This window comes from Chitinophaga rhizophila (assembly GCF_019492185.1).
GTDB classification, from domain to species: Bacteria; Bacteroidota; Bacteroidia; order Chitinophagales; family Chitinophagaceae; genus Chitinophaga; species Chitinophaga rhizophila.
This window is the reverse complement of the sequence record NZ_JAICCF010000005.1, coordinates 415,870-438,714: the sequence shown is the minus strand read 5'-3', so window position 1 is coordinate 438,714 and position 22,845 is coordinate 415,870. Positions and strand designations below refer to the sequence as shown.

The window sequence follows — 22,845 nt, the reverse complement described above, 5'->3', positions numbered from 1 at the left end:
AATTCATTGGTATGTCATTACAGGACAAATACAAAGAACTGATTGATACCGCCAGATCTGCCGGTACAAACAATCTTCAGGTGAATGAACGGGAAGGCGTACTGCACATCAGTGGAGAAGCTCCTACCGGCTCCGTAAAAGACAATTTGTGGAGTATTTATGGTAAGATTGATCCAAATTATCTCAGCGGAGATGTTGTCATGGACATACAGGTAGCTACAGCTGTTGAAGGAGCTAAACTGGAAGTCATCACACAATCATCTAATCTCAACGTAAGGAGAGGTCCGGGGACTGACGAACCTATTATCGGGAAAGCAGCGCATGCTGAGATTGTGACCCTGATCAGTAAACACAGTGATCAATGGTGGCTGATCAGGACAAAAGACGGTCAGGAAGGATATGCGCATGCGCAGTATCTGAAACCCGTTGAATAAACCTGATAGTAACAAACTATTAATAATAAAGCCGGATGGGATTCCATCCGGCTTTATACGTAATATACAGCAGCAATTTCAGTTCAGCACAGTCCCTATCTGTATATCTTTAACTTCAAGTTCTTCCGGCGTGAAAGTTTCCTGGAACGTACGATCGCCGACTTTATAATTTACCACTACATGAAAGTCTTCCTGGCGTAAAAGATTAACCTTGGTCCCAGGAATGATAAGACCTCCGTAGCGACGTTCAACACTCTTTTTACCTTCTACGTTGATCCCTGGCGGTAAAGGATTGCCTTCAAACTTCACCATGAACCTGGTGAGACTGAATCTGCCGGCAATAGCTATATCCGTTACGGTCTTTGTTATCGCAGAGGTGTTAAAGAACTTCAGGACGATTTCCGCCCGGGCTATGGTATATCCGCTTCTTATCAGCGAATACTGGGTATCATGCCCATATAGGATCAGTCGCTTTTCCTGCAGCCTGACCTTTCCTCTTCTGAAAAACCGGCTGAAATATACGCTGAATATACGTACCAGCGAAGCGCCCACAATCAGCCCTGCCAGGCCCCATAGTAAGTTTTCAGTATCACAATCCATAATAAACGCTGTTATAGTTACAGTAAAGTAATGCCTGGGCAGCGGCTACTTTGCTTCTTTAAGCATATAGCCATTCGCCTGCTTAGTCAGCTTATATTTGATAACGCGTTTACCACCGGAAGGAGTTGCATCAGTATCAGTCTCTCCATATACAGGGTAAGAGCGTACCACGTGAGGCTTTTGAATGTAGAATGAATCTCTGCCGCGATAACCTTTTAATTCTGGGTTGTCAATATCGCCTGAAAATATCCTTATAGCCTTACCATTCTCGTAAGTTACACCGTATACACTACCTGTACGCTCAGTACCCTGTGAATAGGTGAACATGTAGATTTCAGGGTTCTTATCATTGTTCAGATCTTCAATTGCCGTCTTTTCCAGCATACCTTTTACATCATGCAGGGTTGTACTATCCGCCTTTAAAGAATCTATGCGTGTGTCTGTATCAGCAATAGTGATAGAACGTCCGGAACCATCTCCCTTGGAGACAATAGCATATTTGTGATCTTTAAAGCGGAGTAAATTAGAAACGGGCTCGTTTCCGCCTTTTGTGACATTTGAGTTCTCCTCTCCCGGAGCCATTCCGCTACCTGCATTCGCAGTACCGCCACTGGCATTCTCACTTGAGCTATTTGCCGCATTCTCTGTTGCATCCTCCTGTGTATTATTGGAGTCAGACATCTCCTGGCCATTTTTCATAGGAGAATTACAAGCGATACCACCAATCAACAGTAAATAAATAATGGGTCTCATACAATCTTCTTTTAGTTTTTTATCAATCTGACAAAATTTCTAATGTGTCTCATAATGTGTTCATTATAAATCCAAACAAGGAATGTGCCTGAACGGCACTCCGCTTAGGTGCACATACAAAATGACGTGTCATTCTGCAGCTTAAATGGGGAAAAAATGCTACAAAAAATGAAGGTAAAGGCATTAACAAATAATAAATTTTTGCCGTTCGTCAAATCGACATTTGGAATAAGCAACCATGATTTTTATATTTGTGATACCAACTTAAGGGTGGACTTAATTCATGGAACTCACGACAAAGCATATCATGCGCAGGTTTTTGATATATTCCCTGCTGATATGTGGCCTGATTACAGGCCACGCCGGCGTCGTGTACGCTAAATCGCCGTTGAAGAAAAGCATCTGCTTTGAGCGCCTTTTCGACCATGAGAAGATCCACATCCGCTGCATTGACAGTGAAGACCTGGGTATAGAGGAACCGGACGATGACATGTATGTGTTCCTGAGAGTTACCAAAGTTCCACGGAAGAAAAGATATTATCTCAATACTACCACTCAACAATCCAGCTACACTACCCGGTTTTCGCAACTGGAACATAATCTTGAATTTTATATACCTAAGCAGGAAAACAAGACTGGGGTGTATCAGCAGCAACATGCTTTTCTGCCCGCCTATTACAGTTTTCTGTCGAGGTATACGCCTTTCTGAATAGTTTAACCCTTTTCTACAACGTACCCGTTTTTTACAAAATAACATACAGCTGCTAAACAGCTGGCAGCCTATTATTGCTTGTCGGCTGGAGCTGTGTGTATTCATGCAATACGGACCATTCTGAGATGGTCCTGTTAAACTATTCACTCCTATCATGCGAACGTCAAATACGATATATATACTGGCAATGAGCGCTGCCCTCGGTGGTTGTATTACCAGAGGTGAGAAAATGAACAATGAATCAGAATTAAACACTTATCCCGTTCTGCAATTGTCGCTTTGTGATACCGTTCTTCACAAAAACTACGTAGCCGATATACAGGCGGTACGTAATGTGGAAATACGTGCACGTGTTAATGGCTTCCTGAATAAGATTTATGTGGATGAAGGGCAACGTGTTCAGCAGGGGCAACTCCTGTTCTCGCTGAATGACGAAGAATATCGCTCTGAACTGACGAAAGCTAAAGCTGCACTTAGTAGCGCTATTGCAGAGGCGAAAGGCATGCAACTGGAACTGGACCGTGTGACAGTATTGGTAGACAAAAAAGTAATCGCAAAGAGCGAGGTAGAGGTAGCCAAAGCAAAATTGGCTGCGGCAAATGCCAGGATAGAAGAGGCACGCTCAGCAGAAGCCAATGCTGCCACCAGGCTGTCTTATACAGTTATTCGTGCACCATTCGACGGATATATTGATAGAATACCTTCTAAAACCGGAAGTCTCATAGGCGAAGGAGAACTGCTCACCTCCGTATCCGATATCAAGGAAGTGTATGCCTACTTCAACGTATCAGAGACGGAATACCTTCAACACAGCAGGTCTAACAAAGGAAAAGAACATCCTGAAGTAAGACTTGTGCTGGCTGATGGTACAGATTATCAATATGCCGGAAAAGTAGAAACTATAGAAAGTGAATTTGAAGAAACTACAGGGTCTATTGCTTTTAGAGCCCGCTTCCCTAACCCACAGGCTTTATTAAAACACGGTGCCAGCGGTAAAGTATTGCTGAGCAATGAGATGAGCGATGCAATGCTGCTGCCACAGAAAGCCGTGTTTGAGATGCAAGACAAAAACTATGTATTCGTCCTGGACAAAACCAACCAGGTAAAAATGAAAAACTTTGTACCAGGTGCCAGACTGGCTAACTGTTACATCGTACAGTCCGGATTGAATGAAGGCGACAGAGTAGTATACGAGGGTGTACGTAACCTGCGGGACGGGATGAAGATCAATCCTGCAGCTATAACACTTGATAGTATCAAGGCGCTGTAAGACGATTGTGCATCTAAAGCACATTCACACACTGTACAAGGTGTGGTGCTGACGGTCATATGCGTATGCTGCAGTAATTGCTGATGCCGGCTCTTCAGCCGGGAGTAGATTTTTCATTTTTTATTACACTGTTTTATGTTTGATACTTTTATAAAACGACCAGTATTGTCGCTCGTGATCTCCTTGATCATTGTTCTGCTTGGCTTGCTGGCTTTATTTACCTTACCAGTTACACAATTCCCGGACATCGTTCCTCCATCGGTGACGGTAACTGCAAAATATACAGGTGCAAATGCCGAGGTATGTGCGAAAGCGGTTGCAACACCGCTGGAACGTGCCATTAACGGTGTGCCCGGAATGACCTATATGTCTTCCGTTTCAAGTAATAACGGTATTACCCTCATACAAGTGTTCTTCAACGTAGGTACTGACCCCGATCAGGCGGCAGTGAATGTACAGAACCGCGTAGCTACCATCATCGATGAATTACCCGAAGAGGTGATTAAAGCAGGTGTAACCACTGAAAAAGAGGTGAACAGTATGCTGCTTTACCTCAATGTAATGAGTGAAGACACCACGCTGAATGAACAGTTTATCTACAACTTTGCTGATATTAACGTATTACAGGAACTGAAGAGGATTGATGGCGTAGGTTTCGCAGAGATCATGGGTGCAAAAGAATATGCTATGCGTGTCTGGTTGAAACCAGATCGTATGCTTGCTTATAACCTGTCTGCCGATGAAGTAATTGCAGGCATCCGTAAGCAGAATATTGAAGCGGCTCCTGGTAAAACAGGGGAAAGCGCCGACAATGACCCACAGGTATTACAGTACGTATTACGTTATACGGGTAAATTCTTCGACCCTGCACAATATGAGAATATCATCCTCAGAGCAAACCCAGATGGTTCAGTACTCAAGTTGAAAGATGTATCTGACGTTACCTTCGGCGCTCTTAGCTACGGCATGGTGTCTAAAACGGATGGTAAACCATCAGCATCTATCATGATGAAGCAGCGTCCAGGCTCCAATGCCCAGGAAGTAATTGCCAACGTTAAAAAACGTATGGCAGAGCTGCAGACAAGTTCTTTCCCGCCGGGCATGAGCTATAACTTTAACTATGACGTATCAAGGTTCCTGGATGCTTCCATCCATGAAGTATTAAGAACCCTCGTAGAAGCATTTATATTAGTATTTATTATTGTATACCTCTTCCTGCAGGATTTCCGGTCTACATTGATCCCTGCACTGGCTGTGCCGGTAGCACTGATCGGTACCTTGTGTTTCATGCAGATGCTCGGATTCTCGATCAACCTGCTGACACTATTTGCACTGGTACTTGCAATTGGGATAGTCGTCGATAACGCCATTGTCGTCGTCGAGGCTGTGCACGTGAAAATGCAGGAAACGCATATGCCGGCAATGGAAGCTACTATCGCAGCTATGAGAGAGATCAGTGGCGCACTGGTAGCCATTACACTGGTAATGTCAGCAGTGTTTGTACCGGTGGCCTTCCTGTCAGGTCCAGTGGGGGTATTCTACCGGCAGTTCTCGCTGACACTGGCTATTGCCATTGTGATATCAGGTATCAATGCAGTAACCCTGACGCCTGCACTTTGCGCTATTATGTTACGCCATCATGATACTACCGGCAAACGAAAAAACCTGTTACAGCGCTTCTTCGATAAGTTCAATTTTGGATACAACAAGACAGAACGTAAATATGCCACGCTGGTTGGCTACATTGCAGGACGTAAGATGATCACCATTGTATTAATGCTGGTATTCTTTGCCGCTACATGGGGAGCAAGTGCCATACTACCAGGTGGTTTTATTCCTTCTGAGGATCAGGGTATGATCTATGTAAACGTAACAACGCCAGCAGGTGCAACTGTTGCCCGTACCGAAGCAGTTCTTGATGAAGTACAGCAGGTAGCTGCCAATCTGCCGGAAGGAGAATCAGTATCTACACTTGCTGGATTCAGCCTTGTAAACGATGTTGCCGGGGCATCTTACGGCATGGGTATGATCAACCTGAAGCCCTGGGAAGAGCGTGAGCGTTCTGTGAAAGAAATCATAGCTGCGCTGGAAAAGGAAACAAGGAATATTGCCGATGCTAGTATAGAATTTTTCCCTCCTCCTACTGTACCCGGTTTTGGTAACTCCAGCGGTTTTGAGCTACGTGTATTGGACCGTACGGGAAGTGGAGATCTGAGGCAAACCTCTGACGTAACTAATAACTTTATCAATGAGCTAAAGAAGCGTCCTGAAATAGGTAGTGCATTTACCAGCTTTGACCCTGACTTCCCACAATACATGATCCATGTGGACCAGGCTATGGCGGCAAAGAAAGGTGTCAGTGTAGAAAATGCAATGTCCACGCTGCAAACACTGCTGGGTAGCTTTTACGCTTCCAACTTTATACGTTTCGGACAAATGTACAAAGTGATGGTTCAGGCATCCCCACGTTACCGTACAAAACCGGAAGATGTGATGCACCTGTACGTGAAAAATGATGCAGGAGAGATGGTGCCATTCTCTAACTTCATCAAAATGGAAAGAGTATACGGACCAGAGCAGCTTACCCGGTACAACATGTACACTGCTGCCATGATCAATGGTGATGCAGCTCCAGGTTTTAGTAGCGGCGACGCCATCAAAGCCATTGAGGAAGTAGCGGCTAAGTCGCTACCCCGTGGTTATGCTTTTGAATGGAGCGGTATGACGAGAGAACAGATATTGTCAGGTAACCAGGCGGTATATGTATTTGCACTTTGCCTGCTGTTTGTATACCTGCTGCTGGCTGCGCAATATGAAAGTTTCCTGTTACCGCTACCAGTGATATTGTCACTTCCCGCGGGTATATTCGGGGCCTTTATCACATTAAAAATGGCAGGACTTGAGAACAACATTTATGCACAGGTGGCGCTTGTGATGCTGATTGGTTTATTGGGTAAAAACGCAATCTTGATTGTAGAATTTGCGATCCTTCGTACTAAACAAGGCCTCTCTGTGCTGGAAGCAGCGAAAGAGGGTGCTGTATCACGTTTGCGCCCAATCCTGATGACCTCTTTTGCATTCATCGCTGGTCTGATACCGTTGTGCGTAGCCAGTGGCGCGGGCGCTATGGGTAACCGCTCTATTGGCACTGCGGCTGCAGGAGGTATGTTAATCGGGACTATCTTCGGTGTAGTGATCATTCCGGGGCTTTTTGTCTTGTTTGCTTCTATCGGTAAAAAGAAGGTCAATTTACAGACTCCTAAAGTAGCCGGTGCTATGAGCATATTATTGATCGCAGGTGTTCTTACAGCAGGATTATCCGGTTGTTATTCGCCATCAAAGGTGACTATCCCGGAAGCACCTGCACCACCTGAGACATTCGCTGCGCCAGGAGATAGTACCAATACAGCCGCCATCACTGATAGTACTGCAGTAATCGCCGATAGCAGCAGTATTGCTCAGCTGTCATACAAACAATTCTTTACAGACCCGCTGTTACAGCAGCTGCTGGATTCAGCGCTTCGTCAGAATACGGACATGCTGATCGCCACCCAGCGTATGGAGACGGTGCGTGCACAGCTTATGGCTTCGAGCCGGGCATGGCAACCGCAGCTCAATGCGGTAATAAGTGCCGGCGTTGACCGTTGGGGTGACTATACATTGAACGGGGTCGGTAACTTCGATACCAACCTCTCTCCTAATATTGATGACAAACGAAAAATACCTGGACCTACACCTGATTACTTTGCCGGCTTGCGCAGCTCATGGGAACTCGACCTATGGGGCAAAATGCGCAGCCGGAAAAAAGCCGCATCTTTGCGATTCCTTTCAAGTCAACAAGGTCGCCAGCTAGTTATAACTCAGTTGGTGTCACAGGTGGCAGGTATGTATTATCAGCTGATGGCGCTGGATTACGAACAACAGGTAATTCGGAGAAACATCCTGTTGCAGGAGTCGGCCCTGGCCACGGTGCAGATACAGCAGGAAGCTGGTCGTGCTACACTCCTGGCTGTTCAGCAATTCAATGCTCAGCTGCTGAATACAAGGAGCCTGGCGCTGAACCTCAGACAACAGACGCTTGAACTGGAAAACCAGCTCAACGCACTGCTGGGACGTTTCCCGCAAACCATTAAAAGGGATTCTTCCCTACTCAATACACCGCTGCCTACATTTGCAAAAACCGGCGTTCCTGCTGGTATGCTGGCATTAAGACCAGACATTCAACAAGCATCGCTGGAACTGGCAGCGTCTAAAGCAGATATAAAAGCAGCCAAAGCAGATTTCCTTCCCTCGCTGAACATCACTCCTTATTTGGGCTTTAATTCATTTAATGCCGGATTGCTGTTTAACACACCTGCTTCTTTAGCTTACGGTGTACTTGGGGGATTATCTGCTCCGATCCTGAACAGGCAACAGCTGCGTTCACAATACAATGTGACCACAGCGGCAGGTATGACGGCCTTTTATCAATATAGACAAAGCATTATTAATGGTTATCAGGAAGTGATCACCGCTCTGGGCAAACTGAAAAACGGACAGGAAGCATTTGCTTTGAAAGAAGCAGAAGTAGATATGCTGAGAGCTGGCGTTTCCACAGCTAATGACCTTTACGCCACAGGTTATGCCAATTACCTGGAGGTGATTACTGCACAAAAAAGTGTACTGGAAGCAGAACTGGCATTAGCTGGCAGTAAGAAAGACCTGCTACTGGGGGCCATTACTCTCTACAGAGCATTAGGTGGCGGAAGACAATAATTGTCAGTAGCTTAGCTACCAGATATACAATGCGGGTGTGGGAATGTACGAATAAGAAACTCAATTATTCGACATTCACACATCCGCATTTTGCATAAATATACCCGGGCGGAACGATTTTTGAGGTATCCCTATGGCCATTTATATTAAATAAGAATGATATTAATTGTAGATGATAAGCCGGAAAACATCCTATCCCTGCGGAAGATTTTAGAATTACATGATTTTGAAGTTGATACGGCGTCTTCCGGAGAAGAAGCATTGAAGAAGATCCTTAGAAACAACTACGCACTGATCATACTGGACGTCCAGATGCCCAGTATGGACGGCTTTGAGGTAGCTGAGACGATTTCAGGATATAGCAAGGCAAAAGATGTACCTATTCTTTTTCTTTCAGCTGTCAATAAAGATAAAAAATTTATTGCCAAAGGCTATGCTTCCGGCGGATTGGATTATATCACCAAACCTGTTGATCCGGATATACTACTGATGAAGGTGAAAACCTTCATTAAGTTATATGAACAGAACAGACAACTACAGGTTATGCATGCCTCCCTTCAGCAGGAAGTGGAAGTACGTAAACGTGCCCAGGCTGCATTAAATGCAAAAGTTCAGGAGCAACACTCCATTCTCGAATCATTGCCCCAGGTAGCCTTTACTGCCAGGGCTGACGGCGCTGTGGAATACGCTAACCGCTTCTGGTTCCATTACTCCCCTTCTCTTAGCCAGTTTCCGGTTACTTTTAATGATGACCGTGAACCTGTCGGCGTATGGGAGCAGGCGATCCAGGCCGGCTTGCCGCTGGAAAAAGAGGTATATCTGCTTCATCGCCTACATAACCACTACCGTTGCCACCTTCTCAGGGCAATTCCCCTGGAGGAAGATGGACAAATTATAAAATGGATTGGCACCTTTACAGACATTGCCCACCAAAAACAGGCAAACGAAATTCTTGAACAAAGAGTAGTAGAACGTACTCAAGAGCTGCAGGAAATGAACCAGGCGCTTGAGGCCAGTAACCATGAATTGCAACAGTTTGCTTCCGTAGCCTCACACGATCTTAAGGAGCCACTTCGCAAAATCCAGCTATTTGGTACCATTCTCCGTGACCGGCACATAGGCGGTAATCCAGATGCTATGCAATATATGGAGCGCATTGTCAGCTCCTCTGAGCGAATGACGCGTCTGATCAATGACCTGCTCCGTTACTCAAGGCTCTCTGCCGATGTCTCCTTCGAACCAGTAGACATTAACCTAATTATCAGGGAAATACTGGCAGATCTTGAGCTATCTGTCAGAGATGCCTGTGCAGAGATCACTGCCAGCGAATTTCCACTATTAGAAGCCGTACCCGGCCAGATCAGACAAGCATTGCAGAATATTATCAGCAACGCCCTGAAATTCAGCCGTCCGGGCGTAGCTCCTTGTATTCATATACAGGCGGAACGTGTCAGAGACCGGGAGTTTGACAGCATCCATGATGAAAACGGGCAGTATTGCCGTATAACAATCAGTGATAATGGTATTGGATTTAATGAAATGTATCTACCAAAGATATTTACACTATTCCAGCGATTACACAGCCATGAGGTATACGAAGGTACTGGTATTGGTCTAGCTATCGCTAAAAAGGTGGTAGAACGACACCAGGGCATTATTGGGGCCAGCAGTAAGGAGAATGAAGGCGCCACCTTCATTATTGTATTACCATTAGAGCAAAAGCAGGTACTTGTGTAACAGGTTAACGTAACGACTGTACAAAGGCAATCATCTCACGGATTCCCAGCACCTTATCAACACCTACTGTATTCAACGCATACTTAGGCATAAATGATACCTCTGCCTCAGTGGGATCCTGCACAGCAGTGAAACCACCCAATTCCCGGACGGTCTGTAAGCCTTCAGCGCCGTCCACATTCGCACCCGATAAGAGTATGCAGTATAGCCGATTGGTAAATACCTCGGCTGCAGACATAAAAGTTACGTCAATGCTCGGACGGCTATAATGTACTTTTTCAGAAGCATCGAGCGTCAGGGATCCATCCGGTTCTATAAGCAAGTGGTAATCGGAAGGAGCTATATAGATACTTCCCGGTGCCAACACATCTTTCTCTTCAGCATCTTTTACAGGTAGCAGTGTTTTGGCCGATAACAACTCTGCCAGCAGCGCATCATTATCGTTTTTGCGATGTAAAACAATGATCATTGCCAGTGGCCATCGGGGATCTAGTGTTGGTAATAATTGCAGCAGTACATTCAGACTGCCTGCGGAACCGCCTATAACCAGCAGTTTGGGTAGAGAGGTCATGTTGATATTTTTCTCCAGATCTTTTCTCTGTTTGCAAATGGTTTAAACAATGGGGCTACTGTTGTAAACCTGAGCGTTTCCTTTGCTCCAAGCGCCAGGAACCCTAATTGCTCCAGACTATCACTAAACAGATGCAATACCTTGTCCTGTAAGTCTTTATTAAAATAAATCAGTACATTCCTGCAGATAATCAGCTGAAACTCATTGAAGGAATGATCTGTCACCAGGTTATGTGCAGCGAAGATGATCTTTTCACGCAGCCGCTCTGAGAACTTCGCATATTCATAGTTAGCGGCATAGTAGCCTGAAAACTCCTGCTGACCGCCCGAAGCCATGTAGTTTTGCGAGTACTGCTGCATATGCTGTAGCGGAAATATACCTTTACGCGCCTTTTCCAGCACACTCTCATTAATATCTGTCGCATAGATCACTGACTTATGAAGCAGATTCAATTCATTCAGCAGGATAGCCATGGAATACACCTCCTCTCCTGTCGAGCAGCCAGCATGCCATATACGGATTAACGGATAGGTGGCCAGCACAGGCAATACCTGTTTACGCAGCAGTTCAAAAAAATGAGGGTCTCTGAACATTTCTGTTACATTGACTGTAATCTGCTCCATCAGGTAAATAAGATAGTCTGGATCAGACTTCACCCGGTACCGAAATTCAGCAAAACTAGGAAATCTGCCTGCACTATAGACACGCTGTAATCTGCGTTTCACCGAGGCAAACGAGTAATCCGTAAAGTCATATCCATACTGCTCCAGCAGGTCATTTAACAGTACTAAAACATCCTCATCCTTCAAATGGCGTAGGCTATCCATCATTGCGTAGTCGTTCTGTTTTGCCGCTGTAAGTTCGCAAAGTTTTCTGGCATTTCCATAGTCATATACCAGAATGGGCTCATATTGGGATATTAAGTCAAACAACAGGCTGTTGTTAGCAAACTACCTAAATCCAACGGCCAGCATTCATCGTAGATAATAGGCAGTTACTATTTTTAGTAAGCCTTGTCATCGTGATGCTTTAGAGTTTATATTCCGTACCGGATTAATGCCAACTTATGCCACTTAACATTATCAGAGGCTGTATTGCTACGGCCTTAATGCTGACAGGTATTACTGTCAGTGCATTCCATTATCCCCCAGACAAAGGAAAAATGCGATTGCTTGCTATTACTACGTCAACAGACAAGACACTTATCTCCTACAATGCTGATAAAAGCGTCTCAGAACTGCTGACTATTTACAAAACAGCAGAAGGTAGCTATACCACTACCCGTATTCCTGTTTATAAGAACGGGAAACTGGTTAAAACATACGTAACAGACGATGAGTCTTCACACGCACCTACCCTGTTTGCCGCCTATGAATATGCAGACAAGGGCAACATCCGAAGAATTGTCTACTACCTGCATGGTCAGGTACACGGTTATGACTCGCTCGCCTATAACAATACAGGTAAGATTACTGCACGGTATTCGTTCATTGAGACGCAGGATGGAATTGCATTTGAAAACAATAGTTGCCAGCATTATACCTGGGATAATAAAGGCAATATCGTACAGATAGAAAATATGGGACGTGTAAATAGAAAACTGCCTTTCACACTAAGTTCCACTACTACATATACCTACGATAATCATCCCAACGCTCAACAAAGCATTCCGGTACTGGCTTATATGGTAGATATAGCAGCGGTAAATCTCTCCGCAAATAATATTGTAACAGAAACCATCACACCGGTTACGGGCAACGGGAATATTGTAAACCGTTATACCTATGCGTATAACGAAGCAGCATACCCCAGGCAGATTACTACAACATATGCAGCTGGTGGCGAATCCATCATAACTGAGCTGGAATGGACCTGGTAAAGGTCAACACGTAATAAGAAACACCCGACGGACTATTGCCTGTCGGGTGTTTTCATTTAAATCTCTTGTATACACAACTTACTACTGTGGATACAAAATCTGAGTTGCCAGTACATCACCTGCAGTGAATCCGTTCCATGGCAATACAAAAGAGTTCATTACAGAATTAGCATCAACGCTAGGAGTACCCTGGATGAATACACCCTGATTCTGATTAGTGTGATAGAAGCCAATTGTATGGCCCAGTTCATGCGTGATAGCAAACAGTTTCTGACTTGCTGCCAGGCTGTTGTAATTGCTGTTGATTTCAATACTAACACCTGGACGTCTGTTTGATGATGGCAGGTAAGCACGTGCAATCCAGCTGGCTGATTCAAAACCCATAAACACACGGGTGTCAGAATTAGCCTGAGATGTCACGATGGACATACCTAATCTTGTTCCATTGATGGCATTCCAGTTGGCTACTGCACCCTGGATAGCTGTTCTCCAGGCGGCCGGTACTGCCGGATCAATGTACAGTCTTACGTTAGAGTTGTAGGTGTTACTGATGATGTAGGTACCTCTCCAGTGTTCTGTATCCGGAGAACCATCGGATTTGTCTGCTGCTGCTGCGCGTTTCGCCAGTTCAGCTTTTGTAATCAGCACATCGCCATCGATGATGTACGTGTCTCCTTTCAGCTGAACGTTTTCCTTCTTGAAACCTAACGTTTCCAGGTAACTTACTAATTTGTCTGATTCTGGTTGAACTTCTGTTACTGCCTTTTCTTTGCTACAGGCGAACAGGAATACGGACAATGCCAAGAAAAGAAATGAACGCAGAGAGATTGACTGGGTTTTCTTTTTCATACTAAAGTGGTTTTTGTTTGAGGGTAAAAAAAAAGAGCTCACTGACAGATGGAATGAATTTACAATAAAAATAGAATGCGAAAATAAAATATTACTATCACTGCTAAACACGAACCGGGAAATACGCAGTGGCTGAAAACAAGACAGGGTAAGCATTTTAAGCTTACCCTGCTGCAAGTATGTTGCGTCGTAACAGACTGTTAATTAGCACCCTGTTGCTCCTTTATAAATGCATTTAGTTTCTTTCCACTACCGGCAACCCATACAATATCTCCTTCCTGCAAATGCATGCCTGACTCAGGATTCAAGATCCTCCGGCCTTGTCTTTCCACTCCTAATACGATTCCACGGGTGCGTTCACGTATGCCCAGCTCACGTATGGTTTTATTAGACAAGCGCGATTTGTTTCCTATCAGGAACTGCCTCAAAGCGATCGGATCCGTGTCCTGCTGCTGTAGATCTACATCTACCGATATAGGTTCGAGAAAACTGTTGAATTTTTCCAGTTGTTCATCGGTACCAATTCCCGTGATAATATCACCTGGAAACAGACGCTCATGTTTATCCGGTGCATAAATCTTCTGTCCACTTCTGTTGATTAACGCAATGTTAATTCCGAAGTTTTCACGCAAAGCTAATTCAAGCAAAGTTTTACCTGCCACAGGCGACAACGGACGTACCTCTGCTACCGCCAGATGGGCATCCCACGGGGCCAGTACATACTTATTAATGTTGCCCACTTTAGCTTCACGCGCATTAAAGTTGGAAAAGAAACGTTGCTCAATCGTATTATAAAACGTCTGTATCTTATGCCTTAATACAAATATCAATACAATGATCGCAGCTGTTACGATCATTGCGACAGAATAAGAGAAGAACCGGTCCATGAAAAAGCCGATCAGGAATACGGCAAGTATCATCCTGGAAAATCTGACCAGCAATAAAGGCCCGCGGTACTTCTTTTGTTCCCAAATATTAGAGGAAGCCTGACTACTGATATTACGGAATGCCAGCGCCCACAGGAACGGCATTAGCAATGCCAGGGTAATCAGCGCACTCGCTACCCGGCCCCAATTGTATCCGTTAATCTTGATGTTAATTAGTGGTAGCAGGTAGTAGTATGACAATAACGTAATTGCCAATATCACTACCGAGTATATGGTCATATTTACCACATACGACCGTAATAGCTGCTTCCAGTCGCTTACCACCGAGATTGTCTGCGCCGCCGCGCTATAACGGTTCAGCGCCGTTCTCCACCTATGTGGAAGCAATGCGGATATTTTCTCGTAAAAAGGCGCTGACATACGTATCATATACGGCGTGGTGAATGTCGTAACCGCAGATACGGCTACCGCCACCGGATACAGAAAGTCGCTGGTTACCTTGAGCGAAAGGCCCAGCTGAGCAATAATAAAGGAAAACTCACCTATCTGTGCCAGACTCATACCTGCCTGTACAGATGTTTTTAATGGCTGTCCTGACAATAATGCCCCTATACAGGTGCTCAATGTCTTACCGGCCAGTGTCACCAGTGTAATAATCGCAACAGGAAGGGCATATTTGACTAGCATCGCTGGATCGATCAACATACCCACTGAGACAAAAAACACAGCTCCAAAGAGCTCTTTTACCGGTTTAACGAGATGTTCAATCTTCTCTGCCTGGGTAGTCTCTGCCAGAATAGACCCCATAATGAAAGCTCCAAGCGCCGGAGAAAAGCCGGCCTGAGTAGCCAGAACCACCATCAGCAGACAAAGACCTATCGCTGTCACCATCAGGGTCTCTTCATTCATCAGCTTCTTAGTCTTACGCAGCAGCGTTGGAATAAAGAAGATCCCTGTAACAAACCAGGCGATGAGAAAGAAAACCAGCTTAATGACAGAACTAAGCATCTCGCCGCCGGCAAATTGCTGGCTGACAGCCAAAGTGGACAACAATACCAACAACACGATCGCTACCAGGTCCTCCACCACAAGTATCCCGAACACAAGGCCCGCAAACTGCTGTCCCTTGATGCCTAATTCCTCAAAAGCACGTATAATAATGGTTGTAGAAGAAATAGAAAGTATCCCTCCCAAGAAAATGCTATCCATAGATGACCATCCCATCAACTGCCCCACAAGATATCCGAGTGACAACATGAATATGACCTCTACTATAGCAGTAATAGAAGATGAGCCGCCGACTTTTATTAGTTTCTTAAAACTAAATTCAAGCCCGAGGCTGAATAAAAGAAATATAACACCAATCTCTGACCAGATCCTTATATTCTCTTCATCAGAGACTGTCGGGACCAGGGATACATGTTGTCCCACCAGTAGTCCGGCCACAATATATCCAAGCACCAGCGGCTGCTTCAGTTTTTTGAAGATAAGTGTGGTGATGGCAGCTGCAATTAGGATCAAAGCCAAGTCGGCAATCAACGGTGGTAAATGTATCATTCGCTATTTCCAGTTTAGTAGTTCATATAATCTAATAACGCAAAATGCTCCGCATAGGTTAAACATGCAGGCTATAGGGCACTAAAACAAAATAAGATCAATTACTTCACCAGAAAATATGCTTGGGATAAATCAGCGACCGGATGATCGCATGCAGGTCCGGCAACAGGCGGGAAGCCTGCACCTTACAGGTAAATACAGTAGTGCGCGATAGAAACTGCTCCCTATCGGAACCGGTGCCTTCACGCGTTTCTGTCTTTACAGATACAATAAATGATTGATGAGAAGCTGTACATACTGCATCAGGAAACGGAAAATTCCTGTTATGCTTCAACTGCTGATCACATGACAATACTTTCAGATATGGCTGAACCGCGGCTTCAATAATACCGTCTTTCGGACATCCCGTCATTGCTGCGTTGACACTCAGTCCGCAGCAGAACAGTATGGTGGAAAGGCTCAGATATATTAAAGTCCTCATACGGACAAAGATATCGTTTTATCCTTATCCTCGTACCTTATCGAGCAGATCGCTGAGTAGAGCCGCCTCTCCGGCCGTTATTCTGTCCGCCAGATCATCATAGAAGGTATCCATTAGTACATCGACGTCTGACAGTAATTTTAATCCCTGGGGAGTAATGTTAATGTCCATCTTTCTCCTGTTGTGCGGACAAAGGCGACGCTGGACGTACTCAAGTTTCTCCAGTTTGTCCAGCAAACGGGTCACATCGCTGGCCTTATCAAGCATGACGTCTTTGATATCTCCGGCCGATACAGGCTCCGGATGACGACCTTTAATAATGCGCAGCGCATTATAGTGCTGCGGCAGCAGCCCGTGTTCTTTCAGATTTGCCCCAAGGGCATCACGCAGCCAGTTTCCTGTATACAACAGGTTCACGACGATTTTGTGATAATCGTCCTTGAACTTGCGCTGATTAATAGCTTGCTCAATCTTCATACCCCAAATATAATAAATATGCGTGTTGCAACATATTTGCTTTAATGTATTCTTTTAACAGTCTGTGGATATTTTAAATAAGCAGCGATTACTATATTTGTACCCCGCCATATTTCTTCATTGCACTACCTGCCATTTCTTAATATCCTCAATTCGATTGTCTATGAATATTCTGACATCTCCCTGGCCCTGGTATGTTGCTGGTCCGCTGATCGGCCTCACCGTACCACTGCTGCTACTACTGGGTAACCGGCATTTCGGGATCTCTGCCAACCTGCGGCATATTTGCGCAGCCTGCATTCCTGGCAAGGTACCGTTCTTTTCCTACGACTGGAAAAAAGAATCCTGGAACCTCTTTTTCGCTGCTGGTATCCTTGTCGGAGGTGCAATTGCTGCTACATTACTAGCTGCGGCTTCACCTTCCGGTATTCATCCGCAGCTGGAAAACGAATTAGCCTCCTATGGCCTCTCCTACTCGGGTTCGCTCGTTCCGGAAGACCTCTTCAACTGGCCGGCATTGCTCACTCTCAGAGGTCTGCTGGTAATGGCCGGTGGCGGCTTCCTTGTCGGCTTCGGAGCCCGTTATGCCGGCGGCTGTACTTCCGGACACGCTATCATGGGGCTATCCAATCTGCAATGGCCGTCCCTTGTCGCTACCTGCTGCTTCATGGCCGGCGGCTTCATTATGGCCAACCTCATCCTTCCTTTTATCCTGCACCTTTAACACACTAATCGTTTTACTATGCCTTCCATTAACACACAGACTGACTTTGAAGTACAGCTATCGCCCGATAAGCATACCACAAAAAAAGCGCCGTGGTGGCATCAATTGCAATACCTGGCAGCGGGCATGTTCTTCGGCATACTCCTGGTGAAATCTGAAGTACTCTCCTGGTATCGCATACAGGAAATGTTCAGACTCCAGTCTTTTCATATGTACGGGGTAATTGGCTCTGCCGTACTCACCGGAATCATTTCCGTGGCTATTATCAAAAAAGCCGGCATCAAAACATTTTACGGTGAACCTATTACTTTCCAGCCTAAAACATTCAATAAAGGACAAATATTTGGCGGACTCCTGTTCGGATTTGGCTGGGCTATCACCGGCGCATGCCCTGGTCCATTGTTCGCCCAATTAGGCGCTGGCTTTTCTGTTGTAATCGTTACATTGTTCAGCGCTATTTTAGGTACCTGGACATATGGCAGACTCAGGGAACGCCTTCCGCATTGATCGTCTAATGACGAATTTCTGGCCCTTCAAACATAAGCACTTTCCAACAGAAATTACTTGTTCCAACAAGGATAAAAACGACGCTTATCCACTACTAGCAAGCGAAACGGATAATCAAACGATTACTCCGTTGTTAATTTTTGGTTAACAGAAGAGTATTCGTCACGTTAACCAGATAAAATACATCCTTTACAAAAATACGGCGGGATGCTGCAAGCGCTCACCTATCTTTGTATTAGGTTTTTCATAGGATATGGTTAAAAAATTTAGGGCGGTATTCTTACTGCCCTTTTCATTTTCTTACTTTTCTTTCTCCTTTCGTATCTTCTTTCCCCATATATATTATCTTGAGCTTGTTTAAAGCTTCTATATCAGGATGACATACGCACTAATCACAGGTGCCAGTAAAGGCATAGGTTTATCAATGGCTCACCAGCTTGCTGCAAGAAAATATAATCTGTTACTGATTGCACGATCAGAAGAGGAATTATCTGCTGCTGCAGCATCATTGACTGCCAAATGGCAGGTAAAGGTGTTCTGGCTGGCTATAGATCTTTCCAAACCGGAGGCTGCCGCCACTATTGCAGATTGGTGTAAGGAAGGTCAATATCCTATATCGGTACTCATTAATAACGCCGGATATGCTGTATGGGGCAACTTCACAGATCGGCCACTGACAGAACATCAGCAAATGATCCAGGTCAATGCGGAAGCGCCCGTGGCACTGTGTCATTATCTGCTGCCGGTACTCCGTCAGCAAAAACAGGCTTATATCCTGAACGTGGCAAGTACAGCAGCTTATCAGGCAGTGGCTACCCTCAGTCTTTATGCTGCTACAAAGTCATTTATGCTGCTATTTTCCCGTGGATTAAGGCAGGAATTAAAAGATAGTAACGTTTCTGTATCGTGCCTCTGTCCCGGACCGGTTAAAACAAACTTTATCGACAGAGCAGGTATGCAGGCAATAAAAGAAACTGCGGATAAATACGGCATGATGCCGGATGATGTAGCCGAAACTGCTATTAAAGGTATGTTCAATCGAAAGGCTGAAATGATCCCCGGTATGACCAACGCTGCAACTGCTCTCCTTACTCGTATTGTTCCCAAGAGTATCGTGGAGAAGATAGCGGCCGGACTCTATAAAAAATAAGCCTTCAACTATAACCTGCCTTTAAAATATACACACGAAAAAGGCGGACCCATTCAAGTATCCGCCTTGTTATATGAAAGAAAGCAAATGATCATCTATTGTCGTTTATTTAAGGATAACGCCAGCCAGCCGCTGGTATAATAAGGTCGGACTATTTTCATGTTTCGGCTCGTACTTGCCGGCAATAATCGGCACATAAATCACCCTGCGGCGGCTTGCCTCTCCTACTACATTGGACTTTGCCACCCGATGCCACAAGCGGCCATCATGCACCGTCAGATCACCCGCATTAGGCGTAATAGCCAGCTCATTCCTGTCAGGCTTATGCCCGATGAAGTATTTCTTCCTGAACAGCATGCTGAATATGTTTTGCTTATGTGTGCCGGGAATAATACGTAATCCTCCATTCTCAGGCCGTAAGGTACTCAGATGAATCCCTACATTCAGCATCGGATTCAGCTTGCCACTCAGAAATATATCCCGCAGGCCATCAGTATGCCAACCCATCTGCGTGAAGGTACTTTCAGGACCATTCACATAATGATTCAGCACCATGCCGTCCTTTTCATTCTCTCCGATACGGGCACCCGGACCAATCAGTTGCAATAACGCCTGCAACCGGTAATCTTTCAAGAGATTTGACAGCACACTCGTATGCTGGTTGATAAAGGCAAAGCGCTGCACAATAGGCTGACCATTCAGGTCCTTACCATATTTAACAGGCACCCCGTTTACTTTATCGATATTTCCGGAGATCCACTTCTGCTGCACCTCCTCCGAAGCATCTACAATATCCTGCACTTCCGCAGGTGTAAGAAAGTTGGAAAAATGAATGTACCCATTCTCATCAAAAAAGGCTTGTTGTTCTGTAGTAAGTGTGTTGCCGAGCGTAAAGGTTGGATAACTGACAGACATAGATGTGTAGGTTTAAAATGTTTGTATAAGCTGTATGAAAGGACCATAAAATGGAAAAGCGAGACTTTGCTGCTGTTTGTGGTGAAAGACAGCGCATGATGATTCAGCAACAACAATAAGGGCACCTTTTGCTTGTAGGAAAGCAGGAAGAGTGAAATTGATATGTGCCAGATTTGAGACGCATTTTATTAGTCTACTAGTTTTGTAGGCTAAAGATAAGCAGTATTTCTTTTCAAACAAAAAAAATCCTTTGCCTCCCCCTTTTTTCGTCAATGGCCAGATACTATTTCTATCAGCATTCAACAAGCAAAGCGCTAATTCTTCTCCATCCTCTTCGCCTCAAATAGCCTTCTGTTTTCCATAATCGTGGCCATATGCGCCTGCCCCCAACCGGTAAGTTGCTCTATATGTGGTACCAGACTTCTTCCCAGATCCGATAACTCATACTCCACCCTCGGTGGTATCTCCGGATAAAACCTCCTGGTGACCAGGCCATCCGATTCCAGAGAGCGCAACGTAACAGTCAGCATCTTCTGCGAGATATCTCCGATGGTCTGAGCAATCTCACTGAATCGTAGTTTCCCTTCCTGCGATAATAACTCTATTATTAGTATAGACCACTTGTCTCCGAATCTGTCCAACACCTGCCTGATTGGACAGGTTTCACCCATCCACACATTTCCTAGTCTTTTTTTACTCATAACAAATTGATTTCCACGATTGTTACTAAAAGGTAAGTAAGTTGCGCCGCCGAAACGTTCTTGTTTCACACGCTCCTACCCTATACCTTTGACTTTCTGATAGAAAGTAACTCTCTGCTAAAAATACAATTATCATAAATATCTAAGGCAATGATTTATCAATAATAGCATATTTCCTTAACCTAGTTTAAGATTTCTTCAACAATATCTGTTGAAACATCTATTATCAGAAAAAAGGTATACTTTTAAATCCTAAAACAAGAGCAAACATGAAAAAAATCTCCATCATCGCATCAGCTTTACTGGCATTTTCCGCATCTACTTTCGCACAGACTACCTGGTCTGTAGATAAAGCACATGCAAGACTGGGTTATTCTATCACTCACATGACCCTCTCTGAAAATGAAGGTAACTTCAAATCATATGATGCGAAGATCAAAGCTACCAAGCCTGATTTCTCTGACGCTACTTTTGAAGTAAGTATCGATGTAAACAGCATCAATACTGACAACGAAATGCGTGACAAACATCTGAAAAGTGCTGATTTCTTTGACGCAGAAAAATACCCTACTATCACCTTCAAAAGCACGTCTTTCAAGAAAGTAAATGGTAACCAGTACAAACTGACCGGCGACCTGACTTTCCACGGTGTAACTAAACAGGTTATCCTGAACGCAGTATACAACGGTACACAGGAAAACGCTCAGAGCAAGAAAATGGTAGCTGGTTTCACTATCTCAGGCTCGTTCAAACGTAAAGACTTCGGCTTTGCTACTGAAGCTCCTGCAACTATGCTGGGTGAAGACGTGAAACTGAGAGCAAGCGGTGAATTTGTTAAAGAATAATCTAACATACGGCAATGAAAAAATTAGTTATATTTTCATCAGCACTGCTGCTCACAGCAGCAGTGCTTGCCTTCGCCGTTCTGGCACAGGCATGGACTATCAGCGGCAAATACAATATTGCCTTCTCCAGTAATGAAGCAAGCGGTATCTTCAAAACCTTTAAAGGTTCTATTGCTTTCGATGAGCAAAATCCTGCTGCTTCCAATTTCAGCTTATCTGCTGATGTAGCATCCATCAATACCGGTAACGCTTTGATGAATAAACATGCAAAAAGTGACGAATGGTTCGATGCTGCCAAATTCCCTGAAATCAAATACACTTCCAGAAAGATTGTCAAAGCAGGTACTGGTTACCAGGTAACCGGCGACCTGGAAATCCGTGGCGTTAAGAAAGAATATACTATACCTTTCACCTTCAAACGCACCGGTAACAACGCTACTTTTAACGGTACCTTCAAAGTGAACCGCAACGACTTCCATATTGGTAAGCCAGGCGGTGACGTCTCTGACGTAATTACCGTAACAGTTGCGGTACCTGTCGTGAAAGGCTAATTCTTAAATAACATATATGCTTAAAAAAATATTACTACTGGCACTGCTTGCAGTATTAGTAGGTGTACTTTCCGGTGTGGCTGGTATCGTTTACCAAAAGGTGTATATAGAAACTGTTGGAGAAGGATTTGTCGAAATCGCCAGTGTAAAAAATATTATAGGCGCTTCTCTGCTGGGCGCATTCGTAGCCGCCATTGGTTACTTCTTACTAAGTCTGGTATTGAAAGGTAAAACAGAAATGGTGTTTAACCTCCTGTTTGTTATCCTTTCCTTTGCAAGTATCCTGGGGCCTATCGGCTTCAAACTGCCGCTGGAACAGGAAATGCCTGAATTGTTCCCGGGTCTTGCCGTGCCAATGCACTTCTTCCCGGCACTCGGATGGTTTGCTTTAAAGCCGCTATTCGGTAAGTCAATCTAAAAAGCCATTTACTACAATTATACTTACAAGGGCTGCCCGGAATATCCAGGCAGCCCTTGTATCTTACCGGCT

Annotated in this window: 22 protein-coding genes; 12 read left to right on the top strand and 10 right to left on the bottom strand. The window is 44.7% G+C overall.

The features are described from left to right. The first annotated feature begins 11 nt into the window (after positions 1-11). Positions 12-434, top strand: coding sequence for an SH3 domain-containing protein (locus K1Y79_RS26060; RefSeq protein ID WP_220253149.1), 423 nt, complete (start codon positions 12-14; stop codon positions 432-434). A gap of 78 nt (positions 435-512) precedes the next feature. Here the strand turns inward: K1Y79_RS26060 and K1Y79_RS26055 are convergent, their stop codons facing one another. Together K1Y79_RS26055 and K1Y79_RS26050 are read right to left on the bottom strand one after the other, a co-directional pair. Further along, positions 513-1,034: a hypothetical protein gene (locus tag K1Y79_RS26055; RefSeq protein ID WP_220253148.1), complete on the bottom strand. Its 522-nt coding sequence runs from the start codon at positions 1,032-1,034 to the stop codon at positions 513-515. A gap of 45 nt (positions 1,035-1,079) precedes the next feature. Beyond that, complete coding sequence (locus tag K1Y79_RS26050; RefSeq protein WP_220253147.1) at positions 1,080-1,787, bottom strand: hypothetical protein; 708 nt, start codon at positions 1,785-1,787, stop codon at positions 1,080-1,082. A gap of 283 nt (positions 1,788-2,070) precedes the next feature. Between K1Y79_RS26050 and K1Y79_RS26045 the strand changes: the two genes are divergently transcribed. The 4 genes from K1Y79_RS26045 (at position 2,071) to K1Y79_RS26030 (ending at position 10,261) form a co-directional block, all read left to right on the top strand. Then, positions 2,071-2,496 (top strand): hypothetical protein, encoded by a 426-nt coding sequence (locus tag K1Y79_RS26045; RefSeq protein ID WP_220253146.1) that lies wholly within the window; start codon positions 2,071-2,073, stop codon positions 2,494-2,496. Between the two features lie 157 nt (positions 2,497-2,653). Beyond that, on the top strand, positions 2,654-3,769 hold the full coding sequence (locus K1Y79_RS26040) for an efflux RND transporter periplasmic adaptor subunit (RefSeq protein ID WP_220253145.1): 1,116 nt from the start codon (positions 2,654-2,656) through the stop codon (positions 3,767-3,769). Positions 3,770-3,904: 135 nt separating this feature from the next. Continuing rightward, on the top strand, positions 3,905-8,524 hold the full coding sequence (locus K1Y79_RS26035) for an efflux RND transporter permease subunit (RefSeq protein WP_220253144.1): 4,620 nt from the start codon (positions 3,905-3,907) through the stop codon (positions 8,522-8,524). 156 nt (positions 8,525-8,680) lie between these two features. Next, a complete protein-coding gene (locus tag K1Y79_RS26030; RefSeq protein WP_220253143.1) occupies positions 8,681-10,261 on the top strand; it encodes a hybrid sensor histidine kinase/response regulator in 1,581 nt (526 codons plus the stop codon). A gap of 4 nt (positions 10,262-10,265) precedes the next feature. Here K1Y79_RS26030 and K1Y79_RS26025 read toward each other — a convergent pair whose 3' ends face one another. Together K1Y79_RS26025 and K1Y79_RS26020 are read right to left on the bottom strand one after the other, a co-directional pair. Continuing rightward, entirely contained in the window at positions 10,266-10,832 is a 567-nt protein-coding gene (locus tag K1Y79_RS26025; RefSeq protein ID WP_220253142.1) for a chemotaxis protein CheB, read from the bottom strand. Next, a complete protein-coding gene (locus K1Y79_RS26020) occupies positions 10,829-11,764 on the bottom strand; it encodes a CheR family methyltransferase (protein WP_236059847.1) in 936 nt (311 codons plus the stop codon). The genes K1Y79_RS26025 and K1Y79_RS26020 overlap by 4 nt, the downstream gene beginning before the upstream one ends. A 134-nt stretch (positions 11,765-11,898) precedes the next feature. Here K1Y79_RS26020 and K1Y79_RS26015 point away from each other — a divergent pair, with 134 nt between their 5' ends. Further along, on the top strand, positions 11,899-12,711 hold the full coding sequence (locus K1Y79_RS26015; RefSeq protein WP_220253141.1) for a hypothetical protein: 813 nt from the start codon (positions 11,899-11,901) through the stop codon (positions 12,709-12,711). An 81-nt stretch (positions 12,712-12,792) separates the two neighbouring features. Here K1Y79_RS26015 and K1Y79_RS26010 read toward each other — a convergent pair whose 3' ends face one another. The 4 genes from K1Y79_RS26010 to K1Y79_RS25995 all read right to left on the bottom strand — a co-directional run bounded on the left by K1Y79_RS26010 (position 12,793) and on the right by K1Y79_RS25995 (position 16,962). After that, a complete protein-coding gene (locus K1Y79_RS26010) occupies positions 12,793-13,560 on the bottom strand; it encodes a M57 family metalloprotease (protein ID WP_220253140.1) in 768 nt (255 codons plus the stop codon). A gap of 200 nt (positions 13,561-13,760) precedes the next feature. Continuing rightward, positions 13,761-16,004: a cation:proton antiporter gene (locus tag K1Y79_RS26005; RefSeq protein WP_220253139.1), complete on the bottom strand. Its 2,244-nt coding sequence runs from the start codon at positions 16,002-16,004 to the stop codon at positions 13,761-13,763. Positions 16,005-16,110: 106 nt separating this feature from the next. Continuing rightward, a complete protein-coding gene (locus K1Y79_RS26000) occupies positions 16,111-16,485 on the bottom strand; it encodes a hypothetical protein (RefSeq protein ID WP_220253138.1) in 375 nt (124 codons plus the stop codon). Between the two features lie 24 nt (positions 16,486-16,509). Continuing rightward, a complete protein-coding gene (locus K1Y79_RS25995; RefSeq protein WP_220253137.1) occupies positions 16,510-16,962 on the bottom strand; it encodes a MarR family winged helix-turn-helix transcriptional regulator in 453 nt (150 codons plus the stop codon). 163 nt (positions 16,963-17,125) lie between these two features. On the opposite strand from K1Y79_RS25995, the gene K1Y79_RS25990 reads away from it, so the two are divergent. From K1Y79_RS25990 to K1Y79_RS25980, 3 genes are all read left to right on the top strand, one after another. After that, complete coding sequence (locus tag K1Y79_RS25990) at positions 17,126-17,686, top strand: YeeE/YedE family protein (protein ID WP_220253136.1); 561 nt, start codon at positions 17,126-17,128, stop codon at positions 17,684-17,686. Positions 17,687-17,704: 18 nt separating this feature from the next. After that, complete coding sequence (locus K1Y79_RS25985; RefSeq protein WP_220253135.1) at positions 17,705-18,193, top strand: DUF6691 family protein; 489 nt, start codon at positions 17,705-17,707, stop codon at positions 18,191-18,193. 376 nt (positions 18,194-18,569) lie between these two features. Next, positions 18,570-19,343 (top strand): SDR family NAD(P)-dependent oxidoreductase, encoded by a 774-nt coding sequence (locus K1Y79_RS25980; RefSeq protein WP_220253134.1) that lies wholly within the window; start codon positions 18,570-18,572, stop codon positions 19,341-19,343. Positions 19,344-19,448: 105 nt separating this feature from the next. On the opposite strand, the gene K1Y79_RS25975 is transcribed toward K1Y79_RS25980, so the two are convergent. Together K1Y79_RS25975 and K1Y79_RS25970 are read right to left on the bottom strand one after the other, a co-directional pair. After that, positions 19,449-20,258 carry a phytanoyl-CoA dioxygenase family protein gene (locus K1Y79_RS25975; RefSeq protein WP_220253133.1) on the bottom strand — a complete coding sequence of 270 codons (810 nt, stop codon included), beginning with the start codon at positions 20,256-20,258 and terminating at the stop codon, positions 19,449-19,451. A gap of 314 nt (positions 20,259-20,572) precedes the next feature. Continuing rightward, positions 20,573-20,959 carry a winged helix-turn-helix transcriptional regulator gene (locus K1Y79_RS25970; protein ID WP_220253132.1) on the bottom strand — a complete coding sequence of 129 codons (387 nt, stop codon included), beginning with the start codon at positions 20,957-20,959 and terminating at the stop codon, positions 20,573-20,575. Between the two features lie 269 nt (positions 20,960-21,228). Here K1Y79_RS25970 and K1Y79_RS25965 point away from each other — a divergent pair, with 269 nt between their 5' ends. Genes K1Y79_RS25965 through K1Y79_RS25955 form a run of 3 tightly spaced genes read left to right on the top strand, consistent with a single transcriptional unit; the run spans position 21,229 to position 22,773 of the window. Continuing rightward, complete coding sequence (locus K1Y79_RS25965; protein WP_220253131.1) at positions 21,229-21,804, top strand: YceI family protein; 576 nt, start codon at positions 21,229-21,231, stop codon at positions 21,802-21,804. Positions 21,805-21,818: 14 nt separating this feature from the next. After that, a complete protein-coding gene (locus tag K1Y79_RS25960; protein ID WP_220253130.1) occupies positions 21,819-22,355 on the top strand; it encodes a YceI family protein in 537 nt (178 codons plus the stop codon). A gap of 16 nt (positions 22,356-22,371) precedes the next feature. After that, positions 22,372-22,773, top strand: coding sequence for a hypothetical protein (locus tag K1Y79_RS25955; protein ID WP_220253129.1), 402 nt, complete (start codon positions 22,372-22,374; stop codon positions 22,771-22,773). Positions 22,774-22,845: the final 72 nt, after the last annotated feature.

Coding starts and splice junctions, on each gene's coding strand:
- K1Y79_RS25970 (WP_220253132.1), bottom strand. CDS start 20,959: ATGAGTAAAAAAAGACTAGGAAATGTGTGGATGGGTGAAACCTGTCCA.
- K1Y79_RS25980 (WP_220253134.1), top strand. CDS start 18,570: ATGACATACGCACTAATCACAGGTGCCAGTAAAGGCATAGGTTTATCA.
- K1Y79_RS26010 (WP_220253140.1), bottom strand. CDS start 13,560: ATGAAAAAGAAAACCCAGTCAATCTCTCTGCGTTCATTTCTTTTCTTG.
- K1Y79_RS25955 (WP_220253129.1), top strand. CDS start 22,372: ATGCTTAAAAAAATATTACTACTGGCACTGCTTGCAGTATTAGTAGGT.
- K1Y79_RS26005 (WP_220253139.1), bottom strand. CDS start 16,004: ATGATACATTTACCACCGTTGATTGCCGACTTGGCTTTGATCCTAATT.
- K1Y79_RS26030 (WP_220253143.1), top strand. CDS start 8,681: ATGATATTAATTGTAGATGATAAGCCGGAAAACATCCTATCCCTGCGG.
- K1Y79_RS26000 (WP_220253138.1), bottom strand. CDS start 16,485: ATGAGGACTTTAATATATCTGAGCCTTTCCACCATACTGTTCTGCTGC.
- K1Y79_RS26015 (WP_220253141.1), top strand. CDS start 11,899: ATGCCACTTAACATTATCAGAGGCTGTATTGCTACGGCCTTAATGCTG.
- K1Y79_RS26045 (WP_220253146.1), top strand. CDS start 2,071: ATGGAACTCACGACAAAGCATATCATGCGCAGGTTTTTGATATATTCC.
- K1Y79_RS25960 (WP_220253130.1), top strand. CDS start 21,819: ATGAAAAAATTAGTTATATTTTCATCAGCACTGCTGCTCACAGCAGCA.
- K1Y79_RS25975 (WP_220253133.1), bottom strand. CDS start 20,258: ATGTCTGTCAGTTATCCAACCTTTACGCTCGGCAACACACTTACTACA.
- K1Y79_RS26025 (WP_220253142.1), bottom strand. CDS start 10,832: ATGACCTCTCTACCCAAACTGCTGGTTATAGGCGGTTCCGCAGGCAGT.
- K1Y79_RS26040 (WP_220253145.1), top strand. CDS start 2,654: ATGCGAACGTCAAATACGATATATATACTGGCAATGAGCGCTGCCCTC.
- K1Y79_RS26055 (WP_220253148.1), bottom strand. CDS start 1,034: ATGGATTGTGATACTGAAAACTTACTATGGGGCCTGGCAGGGCTGATT.
- K1Y79_RS25990 (WP_220253136.1), top strand. CDS start 17,126: ATGAATATTCTGACATCTCCCTGGCCCTGGTATGTTGCTGGTCCGCTG.
- K1Y79_RS25985 (WP_220253135.1), top strand. CDS start 17,705: ATGCCTTCCATTAACACACAGACTGACTTTGAAGTACAGCTATCGCCC.
- K1Y79_RS26060 (WP_220253149.1), top strand. CDS start 12: ATGTCATTACAGGACAAATACAAAGAACTGATTGATACCGCCAGATCT.
- K1Y79_RS26035 (WP_220253144.1), top strand. CDS start 3,905: ATGTTTGATACTTTTATAAAACGACCAGTATTGTCGCTCGTGATCTCC.
- K1Y79_RS25965 (WP_220253131.1), top strand. CDS start 21,229: ATGAAAAAAATCTCCATCATCGCATCAGCTTTACTGGCATTTTCCGCA.
- K1Y79_RS25995 (WP_220253137.1), bottom strand. CDS start 16,962: ATGAAGATTGAGCAAGCTATTAATCAGCGCAAGTTCAAGGACGATTAT.
- K1Y79_RS26050 (WP_220253147.1), bottom strand. CDS start 1,787: ATGAGACCCATTATTTATTTACTGTTGATTGGTGGTATCGCTTGTAAT.